The 21,478-nt window shown below is 59.8% G+C and carries 23 protein-coding genes; 14 read left to right on the forward strand and 9 right to left on the reverse strand.

The window, feature by feature from the left end; genetic code table 11:
* Window positions 1–4: 4 nt before the first annotated feature.
* The 3 genes from PYH37_RS18630 to PYH37_RS18640 all read right to left on the reverse strand — a co-directional run bounded on the left by PYH37_RS18630 (window position 5) and on the right by PYH37_RS18640 (window position 3,474).
* Window positions 5–1,159, reverse strand: a complete 1,155-nt coding sequence (locus PYH37_RS18630) for an amino acid ABC transporter permease (RefSeq protein WP_280732933.1) — start codon at window positions 1,157–1,159, stop codon at window positions 5–7.
* A 4-nt stretch (window positions 1,160–1,163) separates the two neighbouring features.
* The gene (locus PYH37_RS18635) at window positions 1,164–2,357 is read right to left on the reverse strand and encodes an amino acid ABC transporter permease (protein ID WP_280732934.1); all 1,194 of its coding nucleotides are present in this window, start codon (window positions 2,355–2,357) and stop codon (window positions 1,164–1,166) included.
* Between the two features lie 91 nt (window positions 2,358–2,448).
* Window positions 2,449–3,474: an amino acid ABC transporter substrate-binding protein gene (locus tag PYH37_RS18640; protein WP_280732935.1), complete on the reverse strand. Its 1,026-nt coding sequence runs from the start codon at window positions 3,472–3,474 to the stop codon at window positions 2,449–2,451.
* Between the two features lie 339 nt (window positions 3,475–3,813).
* On the opposite strand from PYH37_RS18640, the gene PYH37_RS18645 reads away from it, so the two are divergent.
* Window positions 3,814–5,001: a cystathionine beta-lyase gene (locus PYH37_RS18645; protein WP_280732936.1), complete on the forward strand. Its 1,188-nt coding sequence runs from the start codon at window positions 3,814–3,816 to the stop codon at window positions 4,999–5,001.
* Window positions 5,002–5,063: 62 nt separating this feature from the next.
* On the opposite strand, the gene PYH37_RS18650 is transcribed toward PYH37_RS18645, so the two are convergent.
* Window positions 5,064–6,236: an FAD-dependent oxidoreductase gene (locus PYH37_RS18650; protein WP_280732937.1), complete on the reverse strand. Its 1,173-nt coding sequence runs from the start codon at window positions 6,234–6,236 to the stop codon at window positions 5,064–5,066.
* A gap of 27 nt (window positions 6,237–6,263) precedes the next feature.
* Window positions 6,264–6,509: a zinc-finger domain-containing protein gene (locus PYH37_RS18655; RefSeq protein WP_280732938.1), complete on the reverse strand. Its 246-nt coding sequence runs from the start codon at window positions 6,507–6,509 to the stop codon at window positions 6,264–6,266.
* A 230-nt stretch (window positions 6,510–6,739) separates the two neighbouring features.
* On the opposite strand from PYH37_RS18655, the gene PYH37_RS18660 reads away from it, so the two are divergent.
* The 8 genes from PYH37_RS18660 to PYH37_RS18695 all read left to right on the forward strand — a co-directional run bounded on the left by PYH37_RS18660 (window position 6,740) and on the right by PYH37_RS18695 (window position 13,808).
* Window positions 6,740–7,525 (forward strand): alpha/beta fold hydrolase, encoded by a 786-nt coding sequence (locus tag PYH37_RS18660; protein ID WP_280732939.1) that lies wholly within the window; start codon window positions 6,740–6,742, stop codon window positions 7,523–7,525.
* 146 nt (window positions 7,526–7,671) lie between these two features.
* Window positions 7,672–8,499 (forward strand): serine O-acetyltransferase, encoded by an 828-nt coding sequence (cysE, locus tag PYH37_RS18665; RefSeq protein ID WP_280732940.1) that lies wholly within the window; start codon window positions 7,672–7,674, stop codon window positions 8,497–8,499.
* Window positions 8,500–8,684: 185 nt separating this feature from the next.
* On the forward strand, window positions 8,685–8,888 hold the full coding sequence (locus tag PYH37_RS18670) for a DUF3126 family protein (protein ID WP_280732941.1): 204 nt from the start codon (window positions 8,685–8,687) through the stop codon (window positions 8,886–8,888).
* Between the two features lie 212 nt (window positions 8,889–9,100).
* Window positions 9,101–9,454, forward strand: coding sequence for a phasin family protein (locus PYH37_RS18675; protein WP_280732942.1), 354 nt, complete (start codon window positions 9,101–9,103; stop codon window positions 9,452–9,454).
* Window positions 9,455–9,785: 331 nt separating this feature from the next.
* Window positions 9,786–10,139: an ATP-dependent Clp protease adapter ClpS gene (gene clpS, locus PYH37_RS18680; protein ID WP_280732943.1), complete on the forward strand. Its 354-nt coding sequence runs from the start codon at window positions 9,786–9,788 to the stop codon at window positions 10,137–10,139.
* 9 nt (window positions 10,140–10,148) lie between these two features.
* Entirely contained in the window at window positions 10,149–12,644 is a 2,496-nt protein-coding gene (gene clpA / locus PYH37_RS18685) for an ATP-dependent Clp protease ATP-binding subunit ClpA (RefSeq protein ID WP_280732944.1), read from the forward strand.
* An 85-nt stretch (window positions 12,645–12,729) separates the two neighbouring features.
* Complete coding sequence (locus tag PYH37_RS18690; protein ID WP_280732945.1) at window positions 12,730–13,467, forward strand: AzlC family ABC transporter permease; 738 nt, start codon at window positions 12,730–12,732, stop codon at window positions 13,465–13,467.
* On the forward strand, window positions 13,464–13,808 hold the full coding sequence (locus tag PYH37_RS18695) for an AzlD domain-containing protein (RefSeq protein ID WP_280732946.1): 345 nt from the start codon (window positions 13,464–13,466) through the stop codon (window positions 13,806–13,808). The genes PYH37_RS18690 and PYH37_RS18695 overlap by 4 nt, the downstream gene beginning before the upstream one ends.
* Window positions 13,809–13,960: 152 nt before the next feature.
* Here the strand turns inward: PYH37_RS18695 and PYH37_RS18700 are convergent, their stop codons facing one another.
* The 4 genes from PYH37_RS18700 to PYH37_RS18715 are packed head-to-tail and all read right to left on the reverse strand — an operon-like array spanning window position 13,961 to window position 16,831.
* Window positions 13,961–14,380 (reverse strand): HIT family protein, encoded by a 420-nt coding sequence (locus PYH37_RS18700; RefSeq protein ID WP_280732947.1) that lies wholly within the window; start codon window positions 14,378–14,380, stop codon window positions 13,961–13,963.
* Window positions 14,381–14,431: 51 nt separating this feature from the next.
* Complete coding sequence (locus PYH37_RS18705) at window positions 14,432–15,619, reverse strand: GNAT family N-acetyltransferase (protein WP_280732948.1); 1,188 nt, start codon at window positions 15,617–15,619, stop codon at window positions 14,432–14,434.
* 4 nt (window positions 15,620–15,623) lie between these two features.
* The gene (locus tag PYH37_RS18710; protein ID WP_280732949.1) at window positions 15,624–16,349 is read right to left on the reverse strand and encodes a glycerophosphodiester phosphodiesterase; all 726 of its coding nucleotides are present in this window, start codon (window positions 16,347–16,349) and stop codon (window positions 15,624–15,626) included.
* Window positions 16,350–16,363: 14 nt separating this feature from the next.
* Window positions 16,364–16,831 carry a RidA family protein gene (locus tag PYH37_RS18715; RefSeq protein WP_280732950.1) on the reverse strand — a complete coding sequence of 156 codons (468 nt, stop codon included), beginning with the start codon at window positions 16,829–16,831 and terminating at the stop codon, window positions 16,364–16,366.
* 138 nt (window positions 16,832–16,969) lie between these two features.
* Between PYH37_RS18715 and PYH37_RS18720 the strand changes: the two genes are divergently transcribed.
* The 5 genes from PYH37_RS18720 (at window position 16,970) to frr (ending at window position 21,446) form a co-directional block, all read left to right on the forward strand.
* Window positions 16,970–17,794, forward strand: a complete 825-nt coding sequence (locus PYH37_RS18720; RefSeq protein WP_280732951.1) for a cell envelope integrity EipB family protein — start codon at window positions 16,970–16,972, stop codon at window positions 17,792–17,794.
* A 176-nt stretch (window positions 17,795–17,970) separates the two neighbouring features.
* Window positions 17,971–18,738, forward strand: coding sequence for a 30S ribosomal protein S2 (gene rpsB / locus PYH37_RS18725; RefSeq protein WP_280732952.1), 768 nt, complete (start codon window positions 17,971–17,973; stop codon window positions 18,736–18,738).
* A gap of 252 nt (window positions 18,739–18,990) precedes the next feature.
* Window positions 18,991–19,914, forward strand: coding sequence for a translation elongation factor Ts (gene tsf / locus PYH37_RS18730; protein ID WP_280732953.1), 924 nt, complete (start codon window positions 18,991–18,993; stop codon window positions 19,912–19,914).
* Window positions 19,915–20,105: 191 nt separating this feature from the next.
* Window positions 20,106–20,828 (forward strand): UMP kinase, encoded by a 723-nt coding sequence (pyrH, locus tag PYH37_RS18735; RefSeq protein ID WP_280736090.1) that lies wholly within the window; start codon window positions 20,106–20,108, stop codon window positions 20,826–20,828.
* Window positions 20,829–20,885: 57 nt separating this feature from the next.
* Entirely contained in the window at window positions 20,886–21,446 is a 561-nt protein-coding gene (gene frr / locus PYH37_RS18740) for a ribosome recycling factor (protein ID WP_280732954.1), read from the forward strand.
* The last annotated feature ends 32 nt before the right edge of the window (window positions 21,447–21,478 follow it).

The raw sequence follows: 21,478 nt of genomic DNA on the forward strand, positions 1-21,478 counted from the left end.
CTGTTTATCGTTGGCTCTTGTCGAGCAGGCGTTCCATGAAGCCTGAATAGCGCGACATGCCGAAGCAGAAAAGCCAGAATATGAAGCCTGCGAAGATCAGGCCGGTCAGCGGCGTTACCGCGGACGCCCAGTTCGTGTCGGTAAAGTTCAGGCGAACGATGCCGAGCAGATCGAACATGCCGATAATCGAGACGAGCGACGTGTCCTTGAACAGGCCGATAAAGGTGTTGACGATGCCGGGAATCACCAGCTTCAGCGCTTGCGGCAGGACGATGAGATTCATCTTCTGCCAATAGCTGAGCCCGAGCGAATCGGCGCCTTCGTACTGGCCCTTCGGAATAGCCTGCAAGCCACCGCGCACGACTTCCGCCATGTAGGCGGAGGCGAAGAGCGACACACCGATCAGGGCGCGCAGGAATTTGTCGAAGGTGACACCCTGCGGCAGGAACAGCGGCAGCATCACGCTCGCCATGAACAGAACCGTGATCAGCGGGACGCCGCGCACCATCTCGATGAAGACCGTGCAGAGCATCTTGATCACCGGCATGTTCGACCGTCGCCCGAGCGCCAGCAGAATGCCCAATGGCAGTGAAACCGCGATACCGACAAATGAGAGAACCAGGGTGACCATGAGGCCGCCCCACAGCGGCGTCTCGACGTAAGTGAGGCCTAGCCAGCCGCCGGGAAGCAGGATCGTGGCGATGATCGGTAGGACCACCAGCAGCAGAACCGCGTTCAACCCCTTGTACGGAACCTTGGGGATCAACATCGGTACGAGGAACAGCACGAAAAGAATGCCGACGAGAGCGGGCCGCCACCGTTCCTCAGGCGGATAGCGGCCAAAGAGGAACTGGCTGAATTTCGCGTTGACGAAAGCCCAGCAGGCGCCGCTCCAGTTCTCTGGCTGTGACCCGCCCTGGGAGATCGTCGCGCAGACGCCGCGACCGCCGCCGGTCCAGGCTGCGTCGATAAAGAGCCACTGTATTGCCGGGGGCACCAGCCACGCCAACACCAGCAGGCTGATAATGGTCAAGGCTGTGTCCTTCGGCGTGGCGAAGAGGTTCTTCCGCAGCCAAAGAGCAATGCCACTTTCCAGCGCCGGGGCGGGTGAGGCTTCGATCAACGAAGCACGAACGAAACTTGCCTGATGCGTGCTCATGTTCTTACCTCTCCACCAGCGCCATACGAGCGTTGTACCAGTTCATGAACGCCGAGGTGGCAAGGCTCAGGCTGAGATAGACGATGAGCCAGATGCTTACGACTTCGATCGCCTGTCCGGTTTGGTTGAGGATCGTCCCGCCGACGGCGACGAGATCCGCATAGCCGACGGCAACCGCTAGCGACGAGTTCTTGGTGAGGTTGAGATATTGGCTGGTCAAGGGCGGGATGATGATGCGCATCGCCTGCGGCACGACGACCAGACGGGTGGTCAGCCTTGGGCGGATGCCGAGCGCGTGGGCCGCTTCCGTCTGTCCTTTTGAGACCCCGCGGATGCCTGCCCGGACGATCTCTGCGATGAAGGCCGCAGTGTAGAAGGAAAGCGCGAGGAAGAGCGACATGAATTCCGGTCCGACGACCGAGCCCCCCGTCAGGTTGAACTTGCCCGCGACGGGCACATCGAAGGCGAGCGGCGCGCCGCTTGCGAGGAACGTCACCAGAGGTATGCCGATGACGAGTCCGAGCACAATCCACAACACGGGCAATCGTTGGCCGGTCGCCATCTGTTGCTGACGGGCGTAGCGGGCAAAGACGACGCTCGCGATGATGCTGATGATGAGCGCGATGAGCGTATAGTGTGATCCTTCTCCGAACATGGGCTTCGGAAAGGCGACGCCGCGGTTGCTCACGAAAATGTCGAAGGGCAAGGCAAGCGCCTCGCGCGCCTGAGGCAGGATCGCCAGAACGCCGCTGTACCAGAAGAAGATGACCAGCAGCGGTGGAATGTTGCGGAACACCTCGACATAGGCGAGCGACAGCTTGGCGATGATCCAGTTGTGCGAAAGACGTCCGATGCCGACGATGAAGCCGATGACAGTTGCCGTGATGATACCGGTAATCGCCACCAGCAACGTATTGACAAAGCCGACCACCAAAGCACGGCCATAGGTGGAATCGCTTGTGAAGGCGATCAGCGATTGTCCGACATCGAATCCCGCCCGGCTTCTCACAAAACCATAGCCGGACGCGATGTTCGCGCGCTTCAGGTTCTCGACCGTGTTGTCGACGATCCAGTAGATGAGGACCGCCAGAATGATGATGGTGACTGCCTGGTAGAATATCCCGCGCACCTGAGGGTCGTTAATAATCGATCCTGAGGATTTGCTTTTCTCAGGCGCGTTCGTAACGCCAATGGCCATGTAATGCCTCTTTCCCCAATCCGCCCTTGCCGGGCGTTTTTTATTGCAACGGAGGAGCGGTGTGCCGCCCCTCCGGATTTCCCGAACCGGTTTAGCGAACCGGCGGGGCGTACTGGATGCCGCCCTTGCTCCACAGCGCGTTCAGTCCGCGCTCGATCTTCAGCGGGCTGCCTGCACCGATGTTGCGATCGAAGATTTCGCCGTAGTTGCCGACGGCCTTGATGACGTTCACTGCCCACTCATTGGTGAGGCCGAGGTCGGTGCCGATCTTGCTGTCGGCTTCGACGCCGAGGAAGCGCTGGACGTCAGGGTTCGTCGACTTCTTCATTTCCTCGACATTCGCCTGCGTCACGCCGAATTCCTCGGCCTGGATCAGCGCGTAGTGGACCCAAGTGACGATATCGAACCATTGGTCGTCACCTTGGCGGACGGCCGGGCCGAGCGGCTCCTTGGAGATGATTTCCGGCAGAATCACGTGGTCGTCCGGCTTGGAAAGGGTGAGTCGCAGCGAATACAGGCCGGATTGGTCGGTCGTGTAAACGTCGCAGCGGCCGGCATCGTAAGCCGCGTTGACTTCTTCGAGCTTCTCGAAGACCACCGGATTGTACTGCAGGTTGTTCGACTTGAAGTAGTCGGCAAGGTTGAGCTCGGTCGTCGTTCCGGTCTGCACGCAAACTGCGGCGCCGGACAGTTCAAGCGCCGACTTCACGTCGAGGCCCTTGCGAACCATGAAGCCCTGGCCGTCATAGTAGTTGACGGGGCGGAAGTTGAAGCCGAGTGCCGTGTCGCGGTTGATGGTCCAGGTCGTGTTGCGGGCGAGGACGTCGACTTCACCAGATTGGAGAGCCGGGAAGCGCTCCTTCGCGGAGGTCGGCGTATACTTCACTTTGGTGGCGTCGCCAAAGACAGCGGCAGCAATCGCCTTGCAATAATCGACGTCGAAACCGCTCCAGTTGCCGGCTGCGTCGGGCGAGGCGAAGCCGGCGAGACCGGTGTTAACACCGCATTGGACGAAGCCCTTGGCCTTCACGTCGTCAAGCGTCGCGGCCGATGCCGCATGTGTGCCAATCCCCATGACAGCAGCGCCAACGAGAGCTGTCAGAATCCTTCTTGCCATTTTTTGAACCTTTTCGGTTGTCGTTTGTTCGCGTCTGCATAGTCGCGCTCCGTAGGCGCGTGCAGTCTCCGCCACCCTCCTGGCGTGAGTGCAATCTATCTCATGCTCAAAATCCACAAGGGTCAAGAGATGTTGCCGATTTTCTGATTTTCCATGTGAAAAACCCGAAATTCGCCAGAAGTTTAGGCAAGTTTCGCGGAAAATGCGGCGCCACTGAATAAAAAACGGCCAGTTCCCCGTTTTGCACGTCTCAGCTGTTCTCGCACACGGAATTTTTCCTTGACCCCGCCGGTGCCGCGTTCGATGAGTTGGCATCGAGTTTCAACAGCGGACCTTTCAATGCCAGACAAGATCAGCGCGCTCGGAGAGACGGGCATCAACACCCGCCTTGCGCACACCGGCAACAATCCCGCCGATTTCCACGGTTTCATCAATCCGCCGGTGGTTCACGCCTCCACCGTGCTGTTTCCAAACGCAAGGACGATGGAAACCCGCGCACAGAAATATACCTATGGCACGCGCGGCACGCCGACGACCGATGCACTTTGCGATGCTATCAACGAGCTCGAGGGTGCAGCCGGAACGATCCTCGTCCCATCAGGACTCGCGGCGGTCACCGTGCCGTTCCTGGCCTATCTCTCGTCAGGCGATCACGCTTTGATCGTCGATTCGATCTATTTCCCGACCCGGCACTTCTGCGACACCATGCTGACCCGTCTCGGCGTCACGGTCGAGTATTACGATCCGATGATCGGTGCAGGAATCGAAGGCCTGATCAGGCCGAACACGCGGCTGGTACACACTGAAGCGCCGGGCTCGAACACGTTCGAGATGCAGGATATCCGCGCGATCGCCGCCGCGGCCCACCGGCATGGCTGCCTCGTGACTATGGATAACACCTGGGCGACGCCGGTTTACTTCAGGCCGCTCGACCACGGCGTCGACGTGTCGATCCATGCGGCAACAAAATACCCTTCGGGGCATTCGGACGTGCTGTTTGGAACGGTGTCCGCCAATGCAGCCCATTGGAGCGCCTTGACCGAAGCGATGATCACGCTTGGCGTTTGCGTGTCGCCGGATGATAGCTATCAGATCCTGCGCGGCTTGCGCACCATGGGGATCCGTCTCGAACGCCATCAGGCAAGCGCGCTTGCGATCGCCGAATGGCTCGAAAGCCGCGATGAGGTTGCGCGCGTGCTGCATCCGGCGCTGCCGAGCTTTCCGGGGCACGACCTCTGGAAGCGCGATTTCGCGGGCGCGAGCGGGATCTTTTCCTTCGTCCTGAAAGCCGAAGCGGAGAACAGTCGAGCGAAAGCGCACGCCTTCCTCGACGCCCTCTCGCTTTTCGGGCTTGGCTATTCCTGGGGCGGATTCGAGAGCCTTGCCGTTCATGTGAACCTCTCCGACCGTAAGATTGCCAAAGCACCTCCGGAAGGGCCGGTTATCCGACTGCAGATCGGGCTCGAAGATGTTCCGGATCTTCTTCGCGAGGTCGAGGCCGGCCTGGCTGCGGCGAACGCCGTCTGAGACCCAGCTTTGCGCGTCTGAATAGACCCGGAAAACCGCACGCACTTTTTCGTCGTGCGGCGCTATCGTTCCGGGGCGCCGTAGCCGTAGAGCCAATCGAGATCGGCCGCCAGCGCTTCAGGCCCTTTAAGCGCCAGGACAAGGTCGCGGCCGATCCGTACGGGGCCGCGTGCATGATAGGCGAAGCGATTGAAAGCGGCCCGTTGACGTACGCGGGCAATCCGCGGTCTGCGGGCACTATCGTATTGCGCCAATGCAGACGGGACATCGGCGCTGCAGGCAAGATACCGGGCGAGCTCGCAGGCATCTTCGATCGCCATAGCGGCGCCTTGTGCTGCAAATGGTGTCATGGCGTGGGCTGCGTCGCCTATAAGGACAATGTCGCGCCCATTGTGCCACGCGCCGTCGCCGACGGTGTATAAGGGCCAATACGTGGCCGAGGCGGCGTCATCGAGGAGCGCATGCAGATCGGGATGCCAGCTTTCGAATGCAGCGGTGAATTCCCGCTGCCTGTCTTCGGAATTCCTGCCCGCCCAGGTCCCGTCGGTCGGCTTGCCTTCGATGATCGCGACGAGGTTGAAACTGTCGGTTTCCCGGATCGGGTAGGCGACGAGATGTGCATTCGGTCCGAGGAACGCCGTGACCCGGTCGGCCGACAAGTGGGCGTTGGCGCTGTGGCGAGGCAACATCAGGCGCCAGGCTACATTGCCCGAGAAACAGGCGCTGCCGGCGCCCGCGATGGACGCTCTCACGCGCGACCAGATACCGTCCGCGCCGATGATCATGGACGCACGACATCCGATTCCGTTGGTGATGGCTGCCTCCGGGTCGCCTTCGATTCGGCGGCCAAGATGAAGGCGGCAGAGCGGCTCTGCTTCGACTGCCTTAAGCAGAACCCTTTGCAGGCTGCCACGATGCAGGACACCATAGGGCGCTGCCCAGCGGTTACGGGCGCTGGAGCCCGCCGGAACCCTTGCAAGCAGTCGCAGCGAGCGGCCGTCGACAAGCGCGATCGAGTCCGGTTCGCTCCAGACGTCTTGAAGGGCGGGGAGCAGGCCGAGCTCGATCAGGATACGTGACGCATTCGGCGAGAGCTGCAAGCCGGCCCCTGTTTCCTCCAGCGCCTCGGCCTGCTCGAAAATATCTGTTTTGAAACCCCGTCGCGCAAGACAGAGCGCTGCCGTCAGTCCGGCAATACCGGCACCCACGATCGCGACCGGGTCAGCGCTTTGCATCGACGTCGTGCCGGCACGCGCGAAAAATCACGCGGCCTTGCTTGTGAAGAGGCAACCGGGCGGGTTTGTCTCCGTCGCCTTCAAGGATGGATTGTAGCGATAGAGCGTCGAGCAATAGGTGCAGACCTTCTCGTTCTCGTCGCCCATGTCGATGAAGATATGGGGGTGGTCGAACGGTACGGACGCACCCGTGCACATGAATTCCTTGACGCCGATCTCGATTGCCTGGTGTCCGCCGTCATTCTGAAAATGGGGGATGTTGTGGTCGGCCATGCGATGCTCCGATGTATGCAAGTCTTTGGATATCGATTTTCGCCGGCACCATAGTGAGCTTTGTTCGAAATGTGTAGCAGCAAACATGCCGCGCCTGTGGTTTTCGAGCTGCCGGGGGTTTCCGCCGATGGCGTTACAACCTAGTTTGCGGCGAAACAGCCGGAGCGGAATGAGGAAAGGTGTATTTCCGCCCGCATGCCGCTCTAATCTAAATGTGTCAGGAAAAAGCAATGGACCTCAACGCTCCGCCATTTTCCCGTTTCGTGCACGAGGGACTGGAAATCGCCTTCTTCGACGAAGGCGACCCGTCCGGAGATCCGGTCCTCCTCATCCACGGCTTTGCTTCGAGTGCCAACGTCAACTGGGTGTTTCCGGGCTGGCTGAAGACGCTCGGCGACGCCGGCTACCGAGTTATCGCGTTCGACAATCGCGGTCATGGCGCCAGCAGCAAGCCTTACGATCCCTCCCGCTATCATCCACAGCAAATGGCGGGCGATGCGGCAGCGCTTCTGGTGCATCTTGGCATCGGCGAGGCGCATGTCATGGGCTATTCGATGGGCGCGCGCATTTCCGCCTTCCTGGCCTTGCAGCATCCGGATCGCGTCCGCTCGCTCGTGTTCGGTGGGCTTGGCATAGGTATGGTGACCGGCGTCGGCGATTGGGACCCGATCGCCGATGCCCTGCTTGCCCCATCGCTAGAGGTCGTGACGCATGGGAAAGGCCGGATGTTCCGAGCCTTTGCCGACCAGACGAATAGCGACCGCCAGGCGCTTGCCGCCTGCATATCGACGTCGCGTGATCTGCTTTCCGCCGAGGAGGTTGCGCGCATCGATGTGCCGGTCTTGATTGGCGTCGGAACGAAGGATGAAATAGCCGGATCGGCCCAGGAACTTGCCGCGCTGATGCCGCATGCGAAGGCGCTGGATATTCCAGGGCGAGACCATATGCTGGCGGTTGGCGACCGTGTGTTCAAAAGGGCGGTGCTCGAATTTCTGGCAGAGGTGGGGCGAGCCTAGCTTTCTCTGCGACTCACGGCTGAAATCGGAGGCACCCATTTATGTCGGCCGGGAATTGTCCTATATATGACCCACGAGGGGACAGGCCGAACATGGACGCGGCAAGGACTGACCACACCACGGACTGACCAGGAAGGAGAGCGACCATGGTCGCCAATACCGAACTTCGCCAGACAGAACCGCTCAAGGCGATCGATCCTATCTGGGACAGCCTGCGGCAGGAGGCGCGTCTCGCCGCCGAGCGGGACCCTATGTTGGCAGCCTTTCTCTATTCGACCGTCGTCAATCAGCATTCGCTGGAAGAAAGTGTGATCTACCGGATTTGCGAGCGGCTGGATCATCCGGACCTTCAGGCAAACCTGTTGCATCAGACCTTTGCCGAAATGCTTGAGGATTGGCCCGAATGGGGTACGATCCTGCGCGTCGACATACAGGCCGTCTATGATCGTGATCCGGCCTGCACGCGCTTCATCGAACCCGTCCTTTATTTCAAGGGATTCCATGCGATCCAGACGCACCGTCTCGCCCATTGGCTATGGAGTCGGGGTAGGAAGGATTTCGCGCTCTATCTCCAGAGTCGCTCCTCGAGCGTTTATCAGACTGACATCAATCCGGCCGCCCGCATCGGACGCGGCATCTTTCTCGATCACGCGACCGGCCTTGTCGTCGGCGAAACCGCGGTCATCGGCGACAACGTGTCGATCCTGCACGGCGTCACGCTCGGCGGCACCGGCAAGGAAGGCAGCGACCGTCATCCGAAGATCGGCAACGGCGTGCTGATCGGTGCAGGGGCGAAGATTCTTGGCAATATTCATATCGGCCATTGCTCGCGCATCGCTGCCGGCTCGGTCGTGCTGAAGGCGGTTCCACCGAAGACGACGGTGGCCGGGGTTCCGGCAAAGGTGGTCGGCGAGGCCGGCTGCTCCGAGCCGTCGCGCCAGATGGACCAGATCCTGGCCAGCTTCGATATCTGAGAGGCGCTATGGAGCGGCTCCAGTTTCTTCGATGGTCAGTGATCGAAGGAAAAATTCGTGCAGCAATTCAAGATGTTGCAGCCGCCCCCGCGCGTCTTAACAAATGCCTGGCGCTGTAGTGGGTTTACACCTGGCGATGCAGCATGCGAGAAGCGCCGCAAATCAACCGGCTACGGAGAGTAGATTTGAATCCCGAAGAAATCCGCAAGCTTGAAGCCTATTTCAAGCGCACCTTCAATCAGTCGATGATCGTCAAGGCGCGTCCGAAGAAGGACGAGTCAGCCGAAGTCTATATCGGCGACGAATTCCTCGGGGTCGTCTTTCGCGACGAGGAGGACGGTGAGCTTTCCTACAACTTCTCGATGGCGATCCTCGATATCGATCTCTGAGGTCGCCACCTCCACTTGTCATGCCCGGCGCTGAGCAATCAGGCCGGGTTTTTTGTTATTTATCATACTTTTAGGAAAAATTTCTGGAAGCGAACAGATCTTCATCAAGTCGTTGCAAGAACAGTGTTTTATTGCAATGCACACTTACCTTGACTTTTTGTGCAGTGCACATAGACTAACCTAGCACACCCGTCAAAAAGGAGACACCCACAATGTTTAACTTCGACGATGCAAACAAGAAGAGCAAGGAAGCCATGGATGTGGCTGTTAAGAGCTATTCTGCTCTGACCAAGGGCTATCAGGCCATCGCGACCGAAGCGGCGGATTATTCGAAGAAGTCCTTCGAGGACGGAATTGCCCATATCGAAAAGCTGTCCAGTGCCAAGAGCCTCGAGGTCGCGTTCGAACTTCAGACGAACTATCTGAAGGCGAGCTTTGAAGGGTTCATGGCCGAAGCAACGAAGATCGGTGAAATGTATGCCGATCTCGCCAAGGACGCTTACAAGCCCTATGAGGCCCCGGTCGCCAAGACGGCCGCAGCGATGAAATCCGCCGCTGCCGCCTGACGACAAGACAATCCGCCATCGTACGAAGGCCGGTCGCGGATGCCGCGGCCGGCCTTCTTATTTTGGCTCGCGGTGTTTTCTGGAAGCGTCGTCGGGAACAGAATGAGCCTTCGGCAATTGACAGCAGTACGGCGGCGTTGACGCTTGCGGCAGCGCGCAAAAGTTGCTCGCGGCGCCCGAAAAAAATTTGATCAATCTTGTGTTTCGCCGTGCGAATATGATTGCAGTGCGTCGGTTCGGTCTTAAAATCCAGAAACGAACCATTAGATAAAGGCAAGCATGTCGCGGCCATGTTCGATGAGCCCCGCGGCCGTCAAGGGAATGAACAAGAATGATCGCCATGCCGGTCCGGATGCAGCAGGGAAGCGAAGGAGACGGAGGCGGCCCGAGTCGAGGCACGTCCGTTATCACGCGTACCAAGCCGAAGACCAAGAAGCCGAGTTTGTATCGCGTTCTGCTTTTGAATGACGATTACACGCCGATGGAATTCGTCATCCATATCCTGGAGCACTTCTTTCAAAAGAACCGGGAAGAAGCGACGCGCATCATGCTCCATGTCCACAACCACGGCGTGGGAGAATGCGGCGTCTTCACCTACGAAGTCGCCGAAACCAAGGTGACGCAGGTGATGGATTTCGCCAGACAGCATCAGCATCCGTTGCAATGCGTCATGGAAAAGAAATGAGGAACTAACGTGCCAACTTTTTCGCCCAGCCTCGAAAAGGCGCTGCATCAGGCACTGACATTTGCCAACGAGCGCCATCATGAATATGCGACGCTCGAGCACCTGCTCCTGGCATTGATCGATGACACCGATGCGGCGGCCGTGATGGGCGCGTGCAACGTCAATCTAGAGGCGCTGCGCAAGACCGTGACGGACTATGTCGACAATGAATTGTCGAATCTCGTCACCGGCTATGACGAGGATTCGAAGCCGACCGCCGGGTTTCAGCGTGTGATCCAGCGTGCCGTAATCCATGTGCAATCTTCCGGCCGAGAGGAAGTGACCGGTGCCAACGTGCTCGTCGCGATCTTCGCCGAGCGCGAAAGTCACGCCGCCTATTTCCTGCAGGAGCAGGAGATGACGCGCTACGATGCCGTCAATTTCATTTCCCACGGCATCGGCAAGCGGGCGGGCAGCTCCGAGGCGCGGCCAGTGCGCGGCGCGGAGGAGGAATCCGAGCAGAAAGCATCCCGTGAAAATGAGGAAAGCGGTCCGAAGAAGCAGCAGGATGCCTTGACTGCCTACTGCATCAACCTCAACGAAAAGGCGAAATCCGGAAAGATCGATCCGCTGATCGGCCGCAATGCCGAGGTCAACCGTACGATCCAGGTGCTCTGCCGCAGATCCAAGAACAATCCGCTTTACGTCGGTGACCCTGGCGTCGGCAAGACCGCCATTGCCGAGGGTCTGGCCAAGCGCATTGTCGAAAAGAAGGTGCCGGAGGCGCTTGAGGACGCCACGATCTTTTCGCTCGACATGGGAACGCTGCTGGCCGGGACACGCTACCGCGGCGACTTCGAGGAACGCCTGAAGCAAGTGGTCAAGGAGCTCGAAGAATACCCGGGCGCAGTGCTCTTTATAGATGAGATCCATACGGTCATCGGAGCGGGTGCGACGTCCGGCGGCGCGATGGACGCGTCCAATCTCCTGAAGCCGGCGCTCTCTTCGGGTGCGATCCGCTGCATTGGTTCGACGACCTACAAGGAATACCGCCAGTTCTTCGAGAAGGATCGTGCGCTTGTACGCCGTTTCCAGAAGATCGACGTCAACGAGCCGACGATTGCCGACACGATCGAGATCATGAGGGGGTTGAAGCCTTATTTCGAGGACTATCACCACCTGAAATATTCGAACGACGCGATCAAGGCGGCGGTCGAGCTTTCCGCGCGCTACATCAATGACCGCAAGTTGCCAGACAAGGCGATCGATGTCATCGACGAGTCGGGTGCGGCTCAGATGTTGCTGCCGGCGGGTAAGCGTCGCAAGTTGATCACCGAGCGGGAGATCGAGGCGACGATCGCGACCATGGCGCGCATCCCGCCGAAGACAGTTTCCAAGGACGACGAGGCGGTCCTCGCCAACCTCGAAAAGGAACTGCGGTCGGTCGTCTATGGCCAGGATCTGGCGATCGAGGCTCTGGCCTCGTCAATCAAGCTGGCGCGTGCCGGCCTGAGGGAACCCAACAAGCCGATCGGCTGCTACGTGTTCACCGGTCCGACCGGCGTCGGCAAAACCGAAGTTGCCAAACAATTGGCGACGTCGCTCGGCGTCGAGCTTCTTCGTTTCGACATGTCGGAATATATGGAGCGGCATACGGTCTCGCGTCTGCTCGGTGCGCCTCCCGGTTACGTCGGCTTCGATCAGGGCGGCCTTCTGACCGACGGCGTCGACCAGCACCCGCATTGCGTGCTGTTGCTCGACGAAATTGAGAAGGCGCATCCGGATCTGTTCAACATCCTGCTGCAGGTCATGGATCATGGCTCGCTGACTGACCACAACGGCAAGAAGATCGACTTCCGTAACGTCATTCTGATCATGACGACCAATGCCGGTGCGTCGGATATGGCCCGGCCGGCGATCGGTTTCGGTTCATCGAAGCGAACCGGCGAGGATATGGAGGCACTCAATCGGCTGTTCACGCCGGAGTTCCGCAACCGTCTGGACGCGGTCATTCCGTTCAGCTCGCTGCCGACCCCTGTCATCCATCAGGTCGTGCAGAAGTTCGTTATGCAGCTTGAAACGCAGCTTGCCGAACGCAACGTCACCTTCGATCTGGCACCGGACGCGGTCGCCTGGCTCGCGGATAAGGGCTATGATGAAAAGATGGGCGCACGGCCGCTGGCCCGTGTCATCCAGGAAAACATCAAGAAGCCGCTGGCGGACGAAATCCTCTTCGGCAAGCTGAAGAAGGGTGGCGTGGTCAAGGTAACGATCGGCACGAAGGAAGACGGGACCGAGGGGCTGATCCTCGACGCCGTGCCGGAAACGGCGCCGATCAAGCCCAAGGCCGAAGTGTCACGCCCCACTGGCAAGAGCGCCAAGCCGAAGAAGGAGAAAGAAACCGTCTCCGCCGACGCCGATTCAAAAGCGAAGCCGAAAAAGTCTTCGGCGAAAGCCGCCAATGGCGCTCCCGATGTGATCCCGCTGAAGGGACGAACGGTTCCCAAAGTGCCGCGCAAGAAGTAGCGCGGTCGCGATTGCACCTGACGGTGCCGGGTGGCCTCGCCCGGCACCGTTTCGTTGAGCAGCGAGCGCAGTTCTCAGGACCGGTATGGATAGCGTTGAAGACGAGCGATCATCTTTTGGCTGGTTTCTAGCCGGGGCGCGCGGGATATTCAGCCTGCCCGCCATGATTCTGATGCTTTCCTTCGTCGGTTTTTGTTCGTTGACCGTTCAGGCGGGGATACCGCCGGAGCAGGTCGTGTTCATGACGGGTGCGGTCTGGGCATTGCCGGCAAAGGTCATCCTCGTAAGCTCGGTCCTTGGGGGAGCCAGCCTTGCGACGGCCTTTCTCGCGGTGACCCTCTCGTCGGTTCGGCTGATGCCGATGGTGGCGGCGCTCATTCCCGAACTGCGGACATCGAAGACGCCGACGTGGCTGCTGCTCGTACTGTCGCATTTCGTTGCGATCACCGCTTGGGTCTTCGCAATGGAGCGCGTGCAGCACGTGCCGCGCGATCATCGCGTCACGTTCTTCGCCGGTTTCGGCATCACGCTGGTCGCGGCGAACATGTTGCTGGTGGCGATCGTCTATCACCTCGTCGCCGAGTTTCCGCCGATCGTCGCTGGCTGTCTCTTTTTCCTCACTCCTGTCTATTTCCTCACCTCGATCTGGCATTCGGCGCGCCACCCCGTCGTCTATGTGGCGCTCGCGACTGGGCTCGCCCTGGGGCCGCTCTCTTACTGGATCGCACCGGAGTTCGATATTCTGCTTGCCGGCGTTGGCGGCGGCACATTTGCGTGGCTTGCCGAACGCCTGTGGCATTCGCGGCGGGAGCCGCGCGCATGAATTGGCTTGAAGGATGGTGGGCCTACGCATTCATCGCCATTGCCGGCTGGCTCGCGACCGATATCTGGCGATGGCTTGGCGTACTCGCCGGCAAGCGGCTCCGTGACGATTCCGAGGCGTTGAACTGGGTTAGATCGGTCGCGACCGCGCTGGTCGCCGCCGTCATCGCCAAGCTCATCCTTTACCCGACAGGCGTGCTCCAACAATCACCGCTCTGGTTGCGACTCGGAGCCGTAGTGCTTGGCGCGATTGCCTTTTTCCTTGGGGGTCAGAAGCCGGCTGCCGGCATCGCTACGGCAATTGCCGTGCTGGCCGCCGGGCTCTGGTGGCTGGGCTTTTAGATAGCTCGGACAAGCGGTCGAGCCGGCGCTCTACTGCATGGTTCCTTAAATCGGAGCCGACTTAAGGACAAACCATGCAGCAGTTCAAAGTGTTACAGCGTCCCCCTTTGTGCGTCTGAAAGGACGCACGGCGCTTCAATCGGCAGCGGCGCCTAAAGCGCCCGGCGAATCTTCTCCGCATTCGCTGCCAGAACGGCGTCATCCTCCATTTTCCCGGAATGCGGCTTCAGCGGAACGCCCGCGCGACGAGGGACGACGTGAAAATGCAGGTGGAAGACGGATTGGCCAGCCGGCGCCTCGTTGAACTGGAACACCGTCACGCCGTCTGCGTCGAAGGCGTTCTTTGCCGCGACGGCGATCTTCTGAACCGTTGCGATCAGCGCGGGCAGGGTAGCGGGGTCGGCATCGAAAAGATTGCGGGAAGGCGCCTTCGGCAGCACCAGAACATGTCCTTCCCCTTGGGGCATGACATCCATAAAGGCCAGCGTCGCCTCGTCCTCGTAGACGCGGTGCGAGGGAATTTCGCCCCGCAATATCTTGGCGAAGATGTTGTTGGTGTCGTACGCGCTCATAATCATTTCCCCTTTGCTTTGGGCTCGGTGCGGGGAATCTCCCCGGCCGTTTCAATCCTCTTGGCGCTCACCTTTGCGGAAAGGCCCGTGCTCCGCAAGAAATTCGCCCGTCTCTTCCACATCCCTGCGTTCCCGCGCGAGGTAATCGGCGACGGCGCGCGCCAATCCCGAGTGGGTGATGAAATGTGCCGAATGGGTGGTCACCGGCATATAGCCGCGCGCAAGCTTATGCTCGCCCTGCGCCCCGGCTTCGACGCGCTTCAATCTCTTTGCAATCGCAAAATCGATCGCCTGATGGTAACAGACTTCGAAATGCAGGAAGGGATGGTCCTCGATGCAGCCCCAGTGCCGTCCGTAGAGCGCGTCGCCACCGATGAAGTTGATCGCGCCGGCGATATATCGGCCGCCACGCTTGGCCATGACCAGCAATATGTCGTCGGCCATCCTTTCGCCGATCAGCGAGTAGAAGGCGCGCGTCAGGTAGGGGCGGCCCCATTTGCGTCCGCCGGTGTCCATATAGAAGGCGAAAAACTGGTCCCAGATCGACTCCGTGAGATCACTCCCCGTCAGCCAGTCGATCGTGGTCCCGTTTTCGACGGCCGCCCGGCGCTCCTTTTTCAAGGCCTTGCGCTTTCGCGATGCCAACGTTTCAAGAAAGTCGTCATACGACCCGTAGCCTTCATTGGTGAAATGAAACTGCTGGTCGGTTCGATGCAGAAATCCGGCCCGCTCGAAGATCGGCATCTCATCGAACGGCACGAATGTGACGTGAGCCGAGGAGACGCCGTGGCGGCGGGTGAGTTCCTTCAGGCCTGCGGCGAGCGCCTCGCGAACCGGTCGCGGGTCGCGTCCCTCGGTCGTGAGCAGGCGTGGTCCGGTAACCGGCGTAAAAGGCACGGAGCATTGCAGCTTCGGATAGTAGCGACCGCCCGCGCGCTCGAAGGCATCCGCCCATCCATGGTCGAAAACATACTCGCCCTGGCTGTGGCTCTTCATATAGCAGACGAGCGCGCCGCGCAGGAAGCCGTCCGCATCCTCCATCAGGAGGTGCTGCCCGAGCCAGCCCGTTTCCGCCGCGGCGGAACCCGATTCCTCCAGTGCCGACAAATAGGCGTGCGAGACGAAGGGATTGTAGGCTACGCCTGCATGCTCTTTCGATGCGCCGGCGAGCCTCTTCCAGTTAGCCGCCGAGATCGAAGTGAACGAGTGTTCTATCCGGATGTTGATCGCATCTGTCATGGGCCTATGAAATCATGGTCTCCCGTGGATCGAAACCCTCGAATGTCATCTGATCGGCATGGGCGAATGAATGTTCCTGTGCCTGCCTATCGCGCACCGTCCAGGTGATGAGCGTGTGGCCGAGTGCGCGTTCCTTGCTGATGAAGGCATTCGGCAAATGGCCGTAGAAATAGGAGATGAAATCGAGACCGAGTTGCATTGCCTCCTCGTGAACGAAGAAGGTTTCCGGGTTGGCGCCCTCTGCCGTGAGGCCGAGCGGATAAGGCGCGTCGAGCGCCTTCAGATCCTTGAGCAGCCAATGATCGAAGCTCATCAGCGCCACATGCCCCTGATAACCTTCGAGCGTGTCGAGCACCGCTGCGGCAAACCCTTCGTCGTCGTCCCTTCGGCCTTTGAGCTCGATGATGATCGGCACGCGGCTATTAACGACGCGCAGCATTTGCGATAGCGTTGGAACCTTGTCTTTGGTGCCGCCGATTGACAACAGCCCGAGTTCGCCGGCCGTCTTCGCCCGGACGTCACCCTTAATGCCGCAGAGACGCTCCATGTCGTGGTCGTGAAAGACGACTGGAACGCTGTCGGCCGTATATTGCAGGTCGCATTCGATCGCGAAGCCTGCGTCGGCCGCACGGGAAAATGCTGAGAGCGTATTTTCCCATACCTCTCGATTCATGTCGTGGTAGCCGCGATGGGCGATCGGCTGAGCCTTGAGCCAGGAGATATCTGTCATGATACGATCCCTGATCAGCCGATCTCGATGATGGCATCGATTTCGACGGCCGCATTGAAGGGGAGGGAAGCCAGGCCGACGGCAGCGCGCGCGTGTTTGCCGCCTTCGCCAAGCACGCTGGCGAGCAGGTTCGACGCGCCATTGATGACGAGGTGCTGTTCCGTGAATTCAGGGACGGAGGCGACGAAACCGTTGATCTTGACGAGGCGGCGAATGCGGCCGAGGTCCCCTGCGAGAGCGGCTTTGGCCTGCGCCAGAATATTGATTGCGCAAAGCTCCGCTGCACGCTGCGCCGCCGCGACGTCGACATCCTTGCCGACATGCCCTGTCACGGCGACCTTGCCGGCTTCCATCGGCAACTGCCCGGAAATGTAGAGCATCGAACCACTGACCACATAGGGAACATAATTCGCAGCGGGCGCTGCGGCTTGGGGCAGAACGATGCCGAGTTCAGTGAGGCGCGTTTCGATCTCTGCGGACATAGAAGCTCCGTTGTTGTCTTTTGTGATAAAATCCTGCATGCAAGCGGATCACGACAGGCGTATGCCAGAACGGATCTGCCGCGCTTCTGCCGAAGGCTTGTTTATAGCATTGCCGGCGAGTCCAACAGGAGGAAACGGATGTTTCGTAATGGCTTCGGTCTGGTCAGTATGGGGAGCGTCTGCTTCGCCTTGATGACGGCCCCTGTTGCGGCGAATGCGAGCGCGCTCGCCCCCCACCGCGCCGTCTATGACCTCGAACTGAAGGACGCCTCCGAACGATCCGGCATTTCCGGTATGTATGGACGCATGGTCTACGAGTTCAACGGCTCGGCCTGCGAAGGCTATACGGTAAGTTTCAGGTTCGTCACCCAGGTGGATACCGGCGAGGAAGTTCGCCTGACCGACCAGCAGACGACCACTTACGAAGACACGAAGAACGGCAGCTTCCGCTTTCTGACCCGCTCCTTCACCGACGAGAAGTTGGATAAGGAGGTCCGCGGAAGCGCGCGTGACGAAAAATCCGGCGTTAAAGTCGAACTGACGGCTCCTGACAAGCGCGAGGTGGCGCTTGCCGAAAGCCGTTTCCCGACCGAGCACATGCTGGAGGTGATCGCGCGGGCGAAGAAAGGCGAGACGTTCTTCGAGGCCCGCATCTTCGATGGCTCCGATTCGGGAGACAAGACGCTGATCACATCGACCTTCGTCGGCAAGCCGCGCAAGCCGGCGCCGGACGACGCGGATGTCGGCAAGGCCGGCAAGCTCGCCGGGGAGAGCTACTGGCCGGTGACGATATCATACTTCAATGATGACAGAGGCAACGGCGACGCGCTGCCCATCTACCGCATGTCCTTCAAGCTTTATGAAAACGGCGTCACCCGCGATCTGACCATGGACTACGGAGAGTTCGTATTGAGTGGAAAACTCGCCAAACTCGAAGTCTTCAATGCGGAAGATTGCAAATAGCGGCGGCAAAACAGACTTCCAGTCTTGATTTATCGGGCAGTTGCCGCTAAGGGGCTGTCCATTCCACACGTGAGGCATGGGATTTTCCGGGAGAAATCCGGACCGTTCCGCCGGTGGGTGCATCGACGATGCATTCGACGCCTTGCGGAGGTTCAACCGGAAAAGGAGACAAAGGCATGGCATTGCCTGATTTTAGCATGCGCCAGCTTCTCGAAGCAGGCGTTCACTTCGGTCACCAGACGCACCGCTGGAACCCGAAGATGAAGCCGTACATCTTCGGCGACCGTAACAACGTCCACATCATCGACCTCGCCCAGACCGTTCCGATGCTGTCGCGCGCCCTGCAGATCGTCAGCGATACCGTTGCAAACGGTGGTCGCGTTCTGTTCGTCGGCACCAAGCGCCAGGCTTCCGAAATCATTGCCGACGCTGCGAAGCGCTCTGCCCAGTACTACGTCAATGCCCGCTGGCTCGGCGGCATGATGACCAACTGGAAGACCATCTCCAACTCGATCCAGCGCCTGCGCAAGCTTGACGAAATTCTCGCTTCGGAAGCCTCCGGCTTCACGAAGAAGGAGCGTCTGAACCTCGAGCGCGAGCGCGAGAAGCTGAACCGCGCGCTCGGCGGTATCCGCGACATGGGCGGCACGCCGGACCTGATGTTCATCATCGACACCAACAAGGAATCGATCGCGATCGACGAAGCCAAGCGTCTTGGCATCCCGGTCGTTGCCGTTATCGACTCCAACTGCGATCCGGACCAGATCGACTATCCGATCCCGGGCAATGACGACGCGTCGCGTGCGATTGCGCTCTATTGCGATCTCATCGCTCGCGCTGCCATTGACGGTATTGCCCGTCAGCAGGGCGCGGCCGGTCGCGATATCGGTGCATCCGCCGAGGTTCCGGTCGAGCCGGCTCTCGACGAAGCCTCCGAAGCCTGATCGGCCTGGGCGGCAGATTGAATGCTGCCGTACCGCATGAAATGTCAGGGCGAGGCCGTTTGTGATGGAAAATCTGAACGGCCTTGTTCTTTTTCTGCTGGGAATGGCGCTGCCGACGGTCTGTCGCCCGCGCATCATCGCGATGAAAGCCTTCATAACGATGTCACATAGAGAAGCCATTCCCTGCCAAACTTGCTGGCATTGCGCCACTCGCGGGTGAGCGCGCCAGCCAACCAGACAAGAGGCAAGAAGATGAGTGTTACTGCCGCAATGGTGAAGGAACTGCGCGAAAAGACCGGCGCAGGCATGATGGATTGCAAGAAGGCGCTTGCTGAGACCAACGGCGACATGGAAGCCGCGATCGACTGGCTGCGCGCCAAGGGCATTGCCAAGGCCGACAAGAAGTCCGGCCGCACGGCTGCCGAGGGCCTCATCGGCATCGCCAGCGCCGGCAACAAGGCTGTTGTCGTAGAGATCAATTCCGAAACCGACTTTGTCGCCCGTAACGATGCCTTCCAGGACCTCGTTCGCGGCGTGGCAGCCGTTGCTGTTGGCACCGACGGCTCGGTTGAAGCGATCAGCGCTGCCCTCTACCCGGCGACCGGCAAGTCCGTCGCCGACACGATCACCGATGCGATTGCAACCATCGGCGAGAACATGACGCTGCGCCGCGCGGCACTCCTGTCCGTCGATGAGGGCGTGGTCGCGACCTACGTCCACAATTCGGTTGCCGATGGTCTCGGCAAGCTCGGCGTGCTGGTCGCGCTGAAGTCGAGCGGCGACAAGGAAGCGCTGAACGCAATCGGCCGCCAGGTTGCTATGCATGTGGCGGCGACCAACCCGCTGGCCGTCCGCCCGAGCGAGATCGACCCGGCGGTTGCCGAGCGCGAGCGCAATGTTTTCATCGAACAGTCGCGTGCATCGGGCAAGCCGGAGAACATCATCGAAAAGATGGTCGAAGGCCGCATGCGCAAGTTCTTCGAAGAAGTCGCCCTGCTTTCGCAGGCTTTCGTCATGAACCCGGACCAGACTGTGGAAGCAGCAATCAAGGAAGCCGAAAAAACCGTCGGTGCGCCGATCGAGGTTGCCGGCATCGCGCGCCTGCTGCTCGGCGAAGGCGTCCAGAAGGAAGAGTCGGATTTCGCAGCAGAAGTTGCAGCGGCCGCAAAGGGTTGATTTCTTCATCCTGATTGGGGAAACGTGGGGGCATCGCGTGACAACGCGGTGCCCTTCGTGTATCCGGCATCCGTCAATGGGTCTGGCCTGCCGGAATTGCCTCGGAGCGGTCGATACCGTGCACCCAGATTACGTCCCAGCCGCTGTGCGCCGTCTCTCGCACATGCGTGCCGTTCTGTTCAGGAGTGATGATGTCGGCCAAGCCAATCTACAAGCGCGTTCTTCTCAAAGCCTCCGGTGAAGCGTTGATGGGAAGCCAGGGCTTCGGCATCGACGTGGCAGTCGCCGATCGGATAGCCTCCGATATCGCCGAGGCGCGTGCGATGGGCGTCGAGGTCGGCGTCGTCGTCGGCGGCGGCAACATTTTCCGCGGCGTTGCGGTTGCCTCCAAAGGCGGCGACCGAGTGACGGGTGACCACATGGGCATGCTGGCGACGGTCATCAACGCTCTCGCGCTTGCGACGTCACTGCGTAAGCTCGATGTCGATACGGTCGTTCTGTCGGCAATCGCAATGCCGGAGATCTGTGAAAGCTTCTCGCAGCGCGCAACGCTTTATCATCTCTCGCTTGGTCGCGTCGTGATCTTTGCCGGTGGCACCGGCAATCCGTTCTTCACGACGGATTCCGCAGCGGCGCTTCGCGCAGCGGAGATGGGGGCGGAGGCGATTTTCAAGGGAACGCAGGTCGACGGCATCTATTCCGCCGATCCGAAGAAAGACCCCTCGGCGACCCGTTTCGAGCGCCTGACCCATAGCGAGGTCCTCGACAAGGGATTGGCCGTGATGGATGTTGCAGCCGTGGCGCTCGCGCGGGAAAATGCTATTCCGATCATCGTCTTCTCGATCCACGAGAAGGGCGGTTTCGCGGAGATATTGACCGGTGGCGGTCATGCCACCATGGTGACGGATAATTGATAAGCTGCAGAAGGGCCCGCAGGGGCCGTTGAAAGACAGGAACGGGAGTCTTGAGCCATGAGTGAAGGTGTGGATCTGAAGGAACTGAAGCGCCGCATGGACGGAGCGATCTCCGCATTCAAGCATGACATCGCTTCGCTTCGTACCGGCCGCGCATCGGCAAATGTTCTCGATCCGGTGACCGTCGAAGCTTACGGTTCGCGCATGCCGCTGAACCAGGTCGCCAATATCACGGTTCCGGAGGCGCGGATGCTCTCGGTATCGGTATGGGACAAGTCCATGGTCGCCGCCGTGGAGCGTGCGATACGGGAGTCCAATCTCGGCCTTAATCCGATTGTCGATGGGCAGAACCTGCGCATTCCGCTGCCGGAACTGAACGAGGAGCGCCGTAAGTCGCTGGTCAAGGTCGCTCATGACTACGCGGAGAAAAGCAAGGTTGCGGTCCGCCATGTTCGCCGCGACGGTATGGACGACCTGAAAAAAGCCGAAAAGGACGGTGAGATCGGCCAGGACGAGAGCCGTGCTCAATCCGAGCGCGTTCAAAAGATGACCGACGACATGATTTCCGAAATCGACCGCTTGCTCGCGGAGAAGGAAAAGGAAATCATGCAGGTCTGACGGCGGATATCCTGAGTCTCTATTTTCGGACA

Source organism: Sinorhizobium numidicum (assembly GCF_029892045.1).
Lineage (GTDB): Bacteria > Pseudomonadota > Alphaproteobacteria > Rhizobiales > Rhizobiaceae > Sinorhizobium > Sinorhizobium numidicum.